We start from the raw sequence: 12,847 nt of genomic DNA on the forward strand, positions 1-12,847 counted from the left end.
GGTGCGCGTGTGCGCCGCGGCCACGCACTCCACTCGATTCGGGCGCTCGATCATGTACGGCACCTACCATCTCCCGCTCGTCCTGCTGTCGCTCGCGATCGCGACGCTGGCGTCCTATACGACCCTCGACCTGGCCGGCTTCATTTCGCTGCTCGACAACCCGAAGCTCAGGCGTGCGTGGCTGTGCGGCGGCGCGGCGGCGATGGGCACCGGCATCTGGTCGATGCATTTCGTCGGCATGCTCGCGTTTTCGCTGCCGATTCCGCTCGGTTACGCGTGGCCGGACACGGGTGCGTCGCTGGCGATCGCGGTGCTCGTGTCGTACTTCGCGCTGACCGTCGTCACGCGCGCGCGGCTGGGCTGGCGGCGCCTGCTCGCGGGCGGCGCGCTGATGGGCGGCGGGATCGCCGGCATGCACTACGCGGGGATGGCCGCGATGCGCATGACGCCCGCCATTCGCTACGATGCCGTGCTGTTCGCCGCGTCGATCGGCATCGCGGTGATCGCGTCGACCGCCGCGCTGTGGATCGCGCAGGCGCTGCGCGCGCGGCAGGCGCGCCATGCGACCGCTCAGCGGGTCGGCGCGGCCGTCGTCATGGGGCTCGCCATCACCGGCATGCACTACACGGCGATGGCGGCCGCGCACTTCGCGCCGGACGCGCGGTGCGGGGCCGCGAACGGCGTCGACATGCCGTGGCTCGCGACGACCGTCGCGCTGTTTACGACGGGGACACTGGTCGTCACGCTGCTGCTGAGCCGGTTCGATGCGCGCACCACCTTTCTGCGCGGCATGACCGACACGCTCGAACGGCTCGTGCGCGTGCGCACCGCCGAACTGGAACGCGCGCTGCACCGCTACGAACAGACGACGGCGATGCTGCAGCGTACGCGCGAGAACATGGCGACCGAGATCGACGAACGCAAGGCCGCCCAGGCGCGGCTCGAACAGGAGAAGGACGAGCAGCGACGCCTGTTGCACGCGCTGGAGGAAACCCACGTGCAGTTGCTGCAATCGGAAAAGCTCGCGTCGATCGGTCAGCTCGCGGCCGGCGTCGCGCACGAGATCAACAATCCGATCGGCTTCGTCAGCGCGAACCTCAATACGCTGAAAACGTGGGTGGATGGCCTGCTCGACGTGATCGCCGCGCACGAAGCCGTGGCGGCGCAGCTCGATCCGGCCGCGCGCGACGCGCTGACGGCGAAGGCCCGCGGGGCGGATCTCGACTACGTGCGCGCCGAGATCGCGACGCTGATCGACGAATCGATCGACGGTGCGCTGCGCGTGCGGCGCATCGTGCAGGACCTGCGCGATTTTTCGCGCCCGGCGAGCGACGCGTGGAGCGTGGTCGATCTGCGCGCGGGCCTGGAAAGCACGCTCAACGTCGTCCACAACGAACTCAAGTACAAGGCCGACATCGTGCGCGATTACGGCGACGTGCCGCCGGTCGAGTGCCTGCCGTCGCAGTTGAACCAGGTCTTCATGAACCTGCTGGTGAACGCGGCGCAGGCGATTGCCGAGCGCGGCGTGATCACGATCCGCACGTCGAGCGACGGCGAGCAGGTGTCGATCGCGATCAGCGACACCGGAGCCGGGATGACGCCCGACGTCGTGCGGCGGATCTTCGATCCGTTCTTCACGACCAAGCCGGTCGGGCAGGGCACAGGCCTCGGCCTGTCGGTATCGCACGGCATCGTCGAGCGGCATCGCGGCACCATCGACGTGACGAGCGAGCCCGGGCGCGGCACGACGTTCTGCGTGCGGCTGCCGATCCGGCGCAGCGGCGCGCGCGTGAATCCGGAAGCGCTGGTGCAACGGGCGTGAGCGGAGGATGACGGCGTCGTACGCGCCTGGCCGGCTCGGCTCGCGCGCTGGCCGCGTTTGCGGCGCTTGCCGCGTGTCATCGCTGGCGCTGGCGGCGTTGGCGACGAAAGAAATGCCAGAACATCGCGGCGGCGTCCGGCCCGGTGGCGGAATGAAACGGCTCGCGCGGGTCGCCGCCGCTCCATGCGTGCGGCAGCCGGCGGACGATGCAGACCCTGACGACGAGCCGGCCGCCCTTCCGATAGTCGACGTAGTCGACCTCGTCGCGCGCATGGCTGCGTTGCTCGCCGACGCGCAGCGCGCCGTGCTCGTCGACGAGCCGGTTGAGCCGTGCGAACTGGATGCCGAGCTGCGTTGCGTTCCGGTCGGTCACGACCGTATCGAGCGCGCCGTGCACGACGAGGGCCGGCATGCCGGGATAGGACGCGACGTCGGCGCACGCGTCGACCGCGCGGACCGGTTCGTCGCGCAGGCCGCGACGCATCAGGTTCATCGCCGCCATCGTCGACGACGGCGGCGCGATGGCGGGGCCGGAGTGCAGGCCCACGGCCGCGAATCGGTCGGGATAGCGCAACGCCAGCGCCGCGGCAAGCCCCGCACCGGCCGACATACCGGCCAGGTAGATCCGGTCGCGGTCGAAGCCATGCCGTTGCGCGACGGCGTCGACCAGCGACACGACGGCCGCGGCTTCGGACTCCGTTGCGTCGCCATGCCAGTGCCAGCAGCGGTGCGCATGCGCGGTTTTGGCTTGTTCGGGAAACAGCACGGCGAAGCCCGAGCGCTCGGCGAGACCGCACATGCGCGTGCCCGCCGCGAACGATTCGGCACTCTGCTTGCAGCCGTGCAGCATGACGACGACCGGCAGGCCGGCCGTCGTTGCCGGCGCGGCGGGGAGATACAGCGCGTACGCAAGATGGTTCACGTAGCGGCCCGCGCTCGGGCCGGCGGAATGAAACGAGCGCAGCCATGTGCCGGGCGCTTTGTTCGTCGGAGTACGGGGGGACGGCGCGGCGGCGGTGCGGGCGGTAGCGGCCGGCCGGGCGGCCGGCTTGATCGCCCGTTTGGCGGCCGGTCGCGGCTTGCCGGTGCGCTTCGTCGGGCGCTTCGCCGGGCGCGCACCGGTGGCGGCGGCGAGCAGTTCGAGAGGCCGTAACCAGAGGCTGGTTTTTTTCCTGGGCATGTGCAATTTCGTGCCGGTGCCGGCCGGGGCGGGACGATGCGGCCGATTCCGCCGTCGAGTCGAGAATCGAAAGGGGCGCGGAGCAAGGTTCGTGCTGCCGCCGCTTGCGTGTCGGAACAGGTCGGCCGGTCGGATGCAACGTCAAGCGCAATCGTGCGGAACGGCGGCGATCCGGTTCGATTCTGCCATTGTCGACGTTAACGGTCCGATATGACGTGCGTGCGAATCGACGCATGCTCCGGCCCCGTCGACCGCCCGGTTACCGCCGGTGCAGCAGCGTGCCGCCACGTCACGCCTTGATAGACAACGCGGAATGTCGGTACCGTAGCACGCTTGATCGCCCATTCTCGGGCATCCCGGTTTTACATCCCATCATGCGCCGGTCGTCGAATCCGGCGAAGGAGTGTCGATCTTGACGATGACAGGAACGGACGAACCCGTGATTCGCCGGGCCAGCCCGCTCGATGCGCCGGCTGTGCTGGCGATCTTCGATGACGTGGTCGCGTGGTTCGTCGCGATCGGCAACGAAGGGCAATGGGGCCGCGAGCCGTGGTCGACCCAGCCCAGGCGGATTGCGCTCGTGACCGAAGCCTGCGCGCTGCCCGACGCATGGGTGGCGGAGGATCGGGAAGGCCGCATCCTGGGCGCATTGATCCTCGGCGAATCCATGCCCTACGTGCCGCCCGCGACCGAGCCGGAAATCTACGTGCGCGTGCTGGTCGCGTCGCGCGACGCGCGGGCGCGCGGTGTCGGCCGGCGTCTGATGGCTTTCGCGGACGAGCGCGCCCGGGCGGCCGGGGTGCGGCGCCTGCGGGTGGATTGCTACGGCGGCGGCACGGGCGCGCTGGTGCGCTTCTACGAGTCGTGCGGGTATCGGCGCATTTCAACCTTCGACGTGGACGGATGGCCGGGGCAGTTGCTCGGGCGTAGCGTGTGACGACACGGGTGCGGGTGTTCGTCGGCTGGGCAGGCCGTCCCGGTACAGCCCGGCGGCGAGTTCGACTGCACGCGCCGGCGTCGTGTGCGCCGGCCGGAACGCGTCGCCTTCGATCGTTTCATCGGGAAACCCGGCGACGAGCGTAAACGGCGCGGTCGAGCGGCAAGCCTCGATCACATGGCACGGGATGCCGTTGATGCGCGGAAACGGCAGGGCGCCCGCGTGATCGTGCCACCCACCGCGTCAGCCGGAAACGGCCGGTTGTGCAACCGTCGTCGCGTGGGCCGACGCACCGTGATGCGCCGGCGCACCGGCTGCGTCGTGCACAGTCGGCAGCGCGATCCGCACATACAGGAACGCGCGCCGCTCGCGATCGGGCAGCACCTGCGGCCCGTAGTTGATCGTGACCGCGCCGTCGCGGAGCTCGCCCGCCTGCGCGAAGCACCACGCGCGGGGATCGCTGTCGAGCAGGAATTCGGCGCGCGCGTAAGCGTGCGGCTCGAACAGCTCGGGAATCGTCACCGCGCGCCCGTCGAGCTTGTCGAGCAGCGCTTCGGCCACGTCGAAGCCGTAGCCGTCGCGCACGATGTCGCAGATGAAGCTGCCCGCGATGCGCGGATTCAGCTCGATCACGTGCGGCACGCCGTCGTGCACGATGCAGTCCAGGTGGACGGGCCCCCAGGTCAGCCCGGCGGCCGCCGTGGCGCGCGCGCCGACGTCGATCAGCGCGCGCAGCGTATCCGCGTCGAGGTCGAGTTCGGACGTATAGCCGCGCTCGAGAAAGCCGGCCCCATGCCGCTTCAGCTTGCGCAGCGCGCCGACGTAGCGGCCGTCGAAATACTCGATGCAGTATTCGCTGCCGCTCAGGAATTCCTCGATCACGACGCGCTCGGTCGCAAGCGCCTGCGCATCGGTCTGCGCAGCGGCGAGCGCGTCGAGCTGCGCGCGTACGCCGGCGATGTCCTCGCAGCGCCGCACGCCGTCGCTCGCCGAGCCTTCCGACGGCTTGACGACGACCGGGAACCGCAGCGGAGCGGCCGCCGCCGCGAGCGCCGCCGGCGCGGCCAGCGTGCCCGTGACGAACTGCGCGGCCGGGATGCCGTGCGCGGCGAGCAGCGCCTTCTGATTCGACTTCGATACCGCGTGCGCGACGTGGCGCGCATCGGGGCCGGGCAGGCCGAGCGCGTCGGCGACCCACGCGGCGGTGCGCGCATAGGTGTCGTGCGCGGTCGTCACGCGCAGCGTGTCGAGTTCGTCCGGAAAGCGCGTGCGCAGCCAGCCGGCGAGCTGGCCGGCGTCGGGCTCGAGATTGATCGTCTCGACGCCGGCCGGAAACACGCCGTCGAGACGGTGGCCGGGCGCGGTGATCACGGTCACGGCTGCGTGGCGGGCGAGCGCGCCGCGCACGAGCGCGACGCTGCTGCCGGTGGCGCGGGCGCCGATCACGATGAGTCGCTTCATGCTGGGTCCTTGGTCGAGTGCGAAAGCGGGGGGCGGCGTTGCCGGCCGGCTAGCGCGCGCGCCGGCGCAGGCGCTGCGCTTCGAGGCGCGGCAGCAGGTGCTGGACGACGCGCGGCAACGTATAGATCGGCAACTGCGCGCACGTGAACACGAGTGCCATCGTCGGCGTCGCGGCGAGCCCGAGCGCGGCCCACATCAGGCCGACGTTGCGATTGGCGACGATCAGCGCGACGTTCAGCCGCGTGCGCACGTCGCCGGGCGTGAGCCCGTACGCGATGACCTGGAAGCCCGCGTTGACGGCGAACGCGAGCGCGATCGCGGTCAATGCGCGGTGCGGCGCGTCGATGATCGATTGCTGCATGCCGGCCATCGTGCCGAGCGCGAACACCAGCAGCGCGACGACGACGGTCGCATCGATCGGCGTCGCGTAGCGGTCGAGCCGCGACCCCGCGAACCGCCGCACGAGCAGCGCGACGCCCTCGGCGCTGCCGATCAGCAGCGCGAGCCGCAACGCGAGATTCAGCGGCGAGATCGATACGGCCGCGTCGTGGCTGAACCAGGCCGTCAGCAGCGGCGCGGTGAGCGGGACGAACACCATCGATGCGAGCGTGGCGACGAGCGCGACGCTCGCATCGAGCGACAGCATCCGCGCGATCGTCGACGTGCCGCTCGACGGCGGCGCGCAGTACGCGATCACCAGCGCGACGACCCAGTCGTACGGCATCCCGGCGAGCCGTGCGGCGATGCCGAGCGCGACCGGGCACGCGATCATCGTCGCGGCGGGCAGCAGCAGCGACACGGCCGGCCGCCGCGCGACCGCGCGCACCGCGCTCGGTTCGACGCGCAGCAGCGTGCCGAGCACGAACAGGAACACCGTGACCGGCATCAGCGGCCGCGCGAGTTCGGCGAGCGGCGGCACCAGCAGCCCGAGGCCGACGCCGCAGGCGAGCACCGTCGGGCCGCGCCGCACCAGCGCGGCGATCAGCGCGCGCACGGGCGCGCCTCGGGCCGGAGGTGAGCGATGGCGAAGCCGGGGCGGACAGCGGAGGGCATGCGGTTTCCTCGAACGGCGCGGGCACGCGCAGGATATCCGTCAGGCTAAACCGGATGATCGACGAAGTAAAATGATATAAACTGAATCAGTAACAAGAGAAATTGATATGAACATTCCTCTGCTCGAAACCTTCCGCGCGGTCGTCCAGGAAGGCAGCGCGCTGCGAGCGGCCGAACGGCTCGGCTGCACACAGTCGAACGTCACCGCGCGGCTGCGCCAGCTCGAAGAGTCGCTCGACGCGCCGTTGTTCGACCGGCACGGCAAGCGGCTGGTGCTGAACGACGCCGGGCGCCGGCTGATTCCGTATTGCGACCGCATCCTGCGCCTCGTCGACGAAGCGACGCAGGTGGTGCGCGAGACGCCGGTTGCGCGCAGCTTCCGGCTCGGTTCGATGGAAAGCACGGCGGCCACACGGCTGCCGGCGCTCGCCGCCGCGTTGAAGGCGCACGATCCGGCGCTCGGCCTCGCGGTGCAGATCGGCAGCGAGCCGGACCTGGCCGACGCGCTGCTGCGCGGCCGGATCGACGCCGCGCTCACCGCGCGCGCGGTGGTCCGGCCCGGGTTGCGCTACGAGCCGGCATTCGCCGAAGAGATGGTACTGGTGAGCGCGGCCACGGTCACGCGCAGGCAGGTGCTGGCCGGCAACGCGGTACGGCTGCTCGCGTTTCACGACGGCTGCCCGTATCGCGCGGTCGCGGCGCACTGGCTGAAAGCGCGCGGCGTCGCGATCGAGTCGGTGGCGTCGTTCGGCACGTTCGGCGCGATCCTCGGCTGCGTGGCGGCCGGCATGGGCGTCGCGATCCTGCCGAAGCGGATCACGACCGAACACGTGGCGCGCAAGGAGGTGCGCGCGCATGCGTTCGACGATCTCGACAGCGTGACGACCTACCTCGTCACGCCCGAAGACGCGCCCGCGCTGCCCGAACTCGACGCGTTGCGCGCGCTGCTCGGCCGGCAGGCGGGCGCGTTGCTCGCGCGTTGTTAGCGGAGCGCCGCGCATCGCACCGCGATCGCGCTAGACCGGCGCGACCGCCCGGTCGTCCGCGAAGAAATCGGTCTCGATTTCGCGGATGCGGCGGCAATCGTCGAGCAAGCGCTCGAACGTCGGGCTGTAGAGCCCGACCGTGCCGAGCGCCGTCTGCAGGTCGGTCGTCACGCGCAGCGTGTCGCCCACCTTCGCCCATTGCTTGAGCCCGACGAACGACGGCAGCGCCTCGATCGCCTGCCACGTGAAGTCCCGCCGGAGCACGCCGTTGCGCGACGACAGCAGCAGCACATGCCCGCAATAGCCGCGGAAATCCGTCGGCGCGGCGACTTCGCCGAACAGCCGCTCCGGATGCAGCACGGCCTCGACGGTGGCCGACACATGATTCTCGCCGCTGACCGCGCTCGTCAGCCGCGGATCGAGGCTGCCGTGCAGCCGCGCGTTCAGCTCGACGATCGTCGGGCCGTCGGCCGTGTCGAACAGTTCGAGATGGGTCGGCCCGAAGCGGACGTCGAGCGCATCGAGCACGTCGGCCGCATAGTCGAGCAGCGGCGCGTAGCGCGGATCGGCGTGATTGAGCACCAGCATCTTGTCGAGCCGCGGCGAATGCGTGCGGTCGCGGTGCACTTCCCACAGGCTGACCACGCGATGGCGGCCTTCGTAGGATACCGAATCGACGATGTACTCCTGCCCTTCCGAATAGCTCTGGATCACGATGTCGTCGTTCGGCTGGTTGTACAGCGAACGGGTGGCCAGCACGTCGCGCGCGGCGGCCTCGACCTGGTCGAGCGTCCGGCAGATCTTCACGCCGGCCACGCCCGCGCTGCGCGCCGGCTTCACGACGAGCGGCAGCGTGCCGTGCGCGCGCGCCCAGTCGAGCGTGGCGTCGACCGACGTGCTGTGGAAATGGGCCGGCGCGCGCAGGCCGGCCTGGCGGATGCGCTCGTTCATCGCGTACTTGTCGCGCCGCGCGGCCGACGTCGCGAGCGGGTTGCGGGTCGGCACGTCGAGCCGCTCGGCCAGCGTGTCGGCCAGCTCCAGCGCCGCGTCGAGGCCGTGCAGCACCGCGCCGATGCGCAGGTCGCTCAGCTGCGCGAGCGTCGCGTCGATATCGCCGCGATGCTGGACCTGGCGGACGTAGTCGGACGGGACGAACTGGTTCCGGTAGATCTCCGGCAGATCGGGGTCGCTGATCACGTGCGCGCAACGGATGCCGTAGGCACGGAACGCGGGTGCCAGATAGGCGGCGGTCGACGCGCCGTCGACGATCAGGACGGTATCGATGAAGCGATGCGGCATGGGTTCCTCGCTGCGGTGGGGAGTCGGTTGAAGGCGGCGGGCGACGCGGCTCACGCTCGCCGGGCGGGATCGGGTGTATCGCCGCGCGCATCGCCGGGCCAGCGCGCGGCCACCGCGACGCAGAAGGCGACGAGCACGGCCGCGACGGCGAATGCGCGCGCTGCGCCAGCCACGATCGCCGCGCCCTGGCCGGCCACCAGCGCGCCGAGCGCCGCCACGCCGACGGCCGCGCCCACCTGGCGCGCGGTATTGAGGATCGCCGACGCGGTGGCCGAGCGGCCGGCCTCGACGCTGCCGAGCAGCGTCGACGTCAGCGCGGGAATTGCGATGCCGCCGCCGATCGCCATCGCGGCGAGCCCCGGTGCCAGCAGTGCATACGGCGTTTGCGCGCCGAGCGTCTGCCACAGCCACACGTAGCCGGCGAGCGACACGGCGAGGCCGACGAGAACGGTCGCGCGGAATCCGTAGCGCACCGCGAGGCGCGCGCTGGCGATATTGGCGAGCATGATGACCGTGAGCGGTGCGAGCGCGAGCCCCGATTCGGTCGCGGTGAAGCCGCGCGCGTTCTGTAAGTAGACGCTCAACGAAAAAATCAGTCCGTAGAACGCGGCATTCGTGATCGCGCCGATCGCGAGCACGCCCGGCACGCGCGCGATCCGGAAGAACGCGGGCTGCAGCATCGGCGCGGCGACGCGCCGCTCGATTGCGACGAACAGTGCGCCGAGCACGACCGACGCGGCCAGCGCGCCGGCCGCAACCGGGTCGCTCACGCCGTGTGCGCCGGCCCGGATGATCCCGCCCGTCAGCAGCGCGAGCACGAGCACCGCGACGAGCTGGCCGGCCGGATCGAACAGCCGTGTGCGGGCGGCGGCCGAATCCCGCACGTGGCGCAGCGTGAGCCACATCCCGAGCGCGCAGATCGGCAGGTTGATGAAGAAGATCGCGCGCCAGCCGAACGAATCGATCAGCACGCCGCCGAGCGTCGGCCCGGCCGCACTGATCGCGCCGCCCGTCGCGCTCCACCACGCGACGGCCCGCACGCGCGCGGCACTGTCGTTCGCACAGGCATGCGTGATGAGCGCGAGCGACGTGGGCAGGATCATCGCGGCGCCGATGCCCTGCGCGACCCGCGTGGCGATCAGCGCGACCAGCGACGGCGCGAGCGCGCAGCCGAGCGAGGCCAGCAGGAACAGCGCGAGCCCGTACGCGAACAGCCGGCGGCTGCCGAAGCGGTCGGCCAGCGTGCCCGACGTCAGCAGCAGCGCGGCGAACGACAGCGTGTACGCATCGACGATCCATTGCAGCCCGTGGACGCTCGACCCGAACGAATGGCCGAGGCTCGGAATCGCGACGTTCACGACAGTCACGTCGAGCTGAACGATCGCGAAGCCGAGGCTCGCGGCCGCGACGGTCGGGAAGATCGCGCGCAGCGACGTGCGGTGCGGCGGCGCGGCGGCGGTCAGCGCGCGTTCGAGTGCCGGAGCGCGATCGCTCATCGCGGACTCCGTGGCGCGTGGCGGGAAACACAGCGCGCTGAAAACGCGGAAAAGAACGCGTCGTTTCGAAGCGAACGGCGCAGCAGGCGGAAGCGGTTCATCGGGCGGGTTTCCGTAGAGCGGAACAAGGGCGCCGGCTGCCAATCGACGGCCGGCCGCATCGTCGAATCCGACAGAAAACTAGCATCGACCTGCTAAGCAATACAAATAATAACCAGCGCTTTTTTAACAACCAATCGTGTTAAGCGGCCGTGCCGGCGGCGGCGCATGGCGCCTGTTGCATTGCTGAACTTATATCGGGAATTTTTGTTTGCAATCGATTTAATATCATTTCGCAATGCAAGGACGGTCTCCTAGTCTTGTCGAGCGCTGCGCCCCGAGGACGGCAATGCGCGGCGGTAGTGCCTACCGCTCATCGACCCCCGATCTTTATACGAGAGACCTATGACCTATCTCGCAGACGAACGCATCGCTTTGACGGCGGCGGAATCCGGCCACATCCGGAAGACGCTCGGTGCACTGGACTACGATCCGGCCGGCGGCGCGGGCTACATCAGCGCGGTGCGCAAGCTGGCGTACAACGCGTTTCCCGACCGGATCGTCGACGCCTTCGATCGTGCGAAGGCGCCAACGGCGGACGCGCATGGCTCGATCGAGATCGACAACCTGCCGATCGACGGCGACGTGACGGGCAGCCCGAGATTCGACGAAACCGGCCGCTCGTTCAAGGCCGGCGTGCTGAGCGAGAACGTGCTGGTTGCGTTGAGCACGCTGGCCGGCGAGCCGTATTCGATCGCGCACGAAGGCCGCGAGCTGGTGAACAACCTCACGCCGCACAAGGCGACCGCGCGCGACTATACGGGCCTCGGCTCCGAGGTCGAGCTCGATTTCCACATCGAGAACGCCGCGCAGGCGCACATGCCGGAAGGCGACACGTCGCCGTTCGCATTGCTGCTGCTCGGCGTGCGCAGCGAAGCCGGCGGCGGCCCGTACACGCGGCTCGCCGACGCGCGCCGTGCGCTGCAACTGCTGTCGCCGGACGACATCGCGCAACTGTACGGCGAGCACTACATCATCCGCGTGCCGTATCGGTGGCGCGGCGCGGCGCCGACGCCGCGCGACAACACCGACCTGAGCGCGGTGCTGTCGGGGCCGATCGACGCGCCGCGCGTGACGGTCGCGTTCTATCCGGACATGGTGCTGGCGGTGAACAAACGCGCGCAGGACGCGCTCGCCAACCTGTATCGCGCGGTGCGCGAGGTGTCGTTCGGCGTGCAGGTGCAGCCGGGCAAGCTGGTGCTGATCAACAACCATTTCACGCTGCATTCGCGCGACCGCTTCGATCCGCAGTACGACGAGAACGACCGTGCGTTCCGCTGGGTGCAGCGCGTGTTCGTCGCGCGCAGCCTGTGGAACTTCCGTGCGTTCACGCCGCTGCAGGCCCGTGTGTTCGATCCGAAGGCGCTGTATGCGGGCGAGTCGCCGGCGGCACGCCCGTTGCCGGTCGCGCAGCCGGCGGCGCAACGCGCTGTCGCGGCCGCAACCGAACTCGAAGCGACGCCCGCTTGAACAGGCCGGGAACGCGGGGCGCCGACGGGCCGGGGAAATCGTCCCGCGCCGCCCGCGCTCGGCATATTCTTAATAAAACAGGTAGGAATGCAAAACATATGAGAAGAACTGCATCTCCCGTCGCGCGCGTGGTTCGCGTGCTGGCAGCCGTGCTGATCGGCGGCAGTGTCGCCGCGCACGCGGCGACGTTCGACCTGAGCCCCGAGCAGCCCGGCCGGCCGCGCGGCGCCGTGAACCCGGCGGTCGAGCACGCATTGCCGGCCGGCTTCCGGTTCGCCGAAGCGAATACGCTGACGATCGGCATCGCGCCGAACCTGCCGCCGCTCAGCACCTATGCGACCGATGCGCGAACGGTGGTCGGCTTCGATCCCGATCTCGCGCAGCTCATCGCGGACAGCATCGGCCGCAAGCTGAAGATCGTGCCGCTCTCGTGGGCCGACTGGCCGCTTGCGCTGCAGTCCGGCAAGGTCGACGCGGTGATCTCGAACGTGACGGTGACCGAGCAGCGCAAGGAGAAGTTCGACTTCTCGACCTACCGGAAGGATCAGCTCGGCTTCTACGTGAAGCACACCAGCCGGCTCGCCGCGATACGCGAGCCGAAGGACGTCGCCGGGCTGCGCGTCGTGACCGATTCTGGCACGAACCAGGAGAAGATCCTGCTGGAGTGGAACCGCCAGAACGTCGCGCGCGGCCTCGCGCCCGTCGAGATTCAGTATTACGCGGATGCGGCGGAGCGCTGGGTCGCGCTACAGTCGGGGCGCGTCGACACGATCTTCAGCGTGAACTCGATGCTCGCGTACCAGGCGTCGCTGCGCGGCGATGCGAAGCTGATCGGCACCGTGAGCGGCGGCTGGCCGCGCACCGCGGACGTCGCGATCACGACGCGCAAGGGCAGCGGGCTCGCCGAGCCGCTGACCGTCGCGATCAATGCGCTGATCGCGAACGGCAGCTACCGGAAGGTGCTCGAGCGCTGGCGTCTCGACGCCGAGGCGGTCGACCGGTCGCAGACCAATCCGCCGGGGCTGCCGCGCACCTGAGCATGGC

10 protein-coding genes are annotated in these 12,847 nt (G+C 70.0%); 5 read left to right on the forward strand and 5 right to left on the reverse strand.

What is annotated here, in order from left to right:
* Positions 1-52: 52 nt before the first annotated feature.
* The gene (locus tag HWX08_RS07445) at positions 53-1,822 is read left to right on the forward strand and encodes a histidine kinase (RefSeq protein WP_174919828.1); all 1,770 of its coding nucleotides are present in this window, start codon (positions 53-55) and stop codon (positions 1,820-1,822) included.
* 76 nt (positions 1,823-1,898) lie between these two features.
* On the opposite strand, the gene HWX08_RS07450 is transcribed toward HWX08_RS07445, so the two are convergent.
* Positions 1,899-3,002, reverse strand: a complete 1,104-nt coding sequence (locus HWX08_RS07450; protein ID WP_174919830.1) for an extracellular catalytic domain type 1 short-chain-length polyhydroxyalkanoate depolymerase — start codon at positions 3,000-3,002, stop codon at positions 1,899-1,901.
* 403 nt (positions 3,003-3,405) lie between these two features.
* Here HWX08_RS07450 and HWX08_RS07455 point away from each other — a divergent pair, with 403 nt between their 5' ends.
* A complete protein-coding gene (locus HWX08_RS07455) occupies positions 3,406-3,939 on the forward strand; it encodes a GNAT family N-acetyltransferase (protein ID WP_244122714.1) in 534 nt (177 codons plus the stop codon).
* A 243-nt stretch (positions 3,940-4,182) separates the two neighbouring features.
* Here HWX08_RS07455 and HWX08_RS07460 read toward each other — a convergent pair whose 3' ends face one another.
* Positions 4,183-5,400: an ATP-grasp domain-containing protein gene (locus HWX08_RS07460; protein ID WP_244122713.1), complete on the reverse strand. Its 1,218-nt coding sequence runs from the start codon at positions 5,398-5,400 to the stop codon at positions 4,183-4,185.
* Positions 5,401-5,449: 49 nt separating this feature from the next.
* Entirely contained in the window at positions 5,450-6,394 is a 945-nt protein-coding gene (locus tag HWX08_RS07465) for a hypothetical protein (protein ID WP_174919832.1), read from the reverse strand.
* A gap of 166 nt (positions 6,395-6,560) precedes the next feature.
* Here HWX08_RS07465 and HWX08_RS07470 point away from each other — a divergent pair, with 166 nt between their 5' ends.
* Complete coding sequence (locus HWX08_RS07470; protein WP_174919833.1) at positions 6,561-7,439, forward strand: LysR family transcriptional regulator; 879 nt, start codon at positions 6,561-6,563, stop codon at positions 7,437-7,439.
* A 30-nt stretch (positions 7,440-7,469) separates the two neighbouring features.
* Here the strand turns inward: HWX08_RS07470 and HWX08_RS07475 are convergent, their stop codons facing one another.
* Together HWX08_RS07475 and HWX08_RS07480 are read right to left on the reverse strand one after the other, a co-directional pair.
* Positions 7,470-8,738 carry an ATP-grasp domain-containing protein gene (locus tag HWX08_RS07475; RefSeq protein ID WP_174919835.1) on the reverse strand — a complete coding sequence of 423 codons (1,269 nt, stop codon included), beginning with the start codon at positions 8,736-8,738 and terminating at the stop codon, positions 7,470-7,472.
* A 50-nt stretch (positions 8,739-8,788) separates the two neighbouring features.
* Positions 8,789-10,234 (reverse strand): MFS transporter, encoded by a 1,446-nt coding sequence (locus HWX08_RS07480; RefSeq protein WP_174919837.1) that lies wholly within the window; start codon positions 10,232-10,234, stop codon positions 8,789-8,791.
* A gap of 444 nt (positions 10,235-10,678) precedes the next feature.
* On the opposite strand from HWX08_RS07480, the gene HWX08_RS07485 reads away from it, so the two are divergent.
* Complete coding sequence (locus HWX08_RS07485; protein ID WP_174919839.1) at positions 10,679-11,803, forward strand: TauD/TfdA family dioxygenase; 1,125 nt, start codon at positions 10,679-10,681, stop codon at positions 11,801-11,803.
* 98 nt (positions 11,804-11,901) lie between these two features.
* Complete coding sequence (locus HWX08_RS07490; RefSeq protein ID WP_174919841.1) at positions 11,902-12,840, forward strand: ABC transporter substrate-binding protein; 939 nt, start codon at positions 11,902-11,904, stop codon at positions 12,838-12,840.
* Positions 12,841-12,847: the final 7 nt, after the last annotated feature.

The sequence above is a fragment of the Burkholderia metallica genome, assembly GCF_902832845.1.
In the GTDB taxonomy this organism is placed as follows: domain Bacteria; phylum Pseudomonadota; class Gammaproteobacteria; order Burkholderiales; family Burkholderiaceae; genus Burkholderia; species Burkholderia metallica.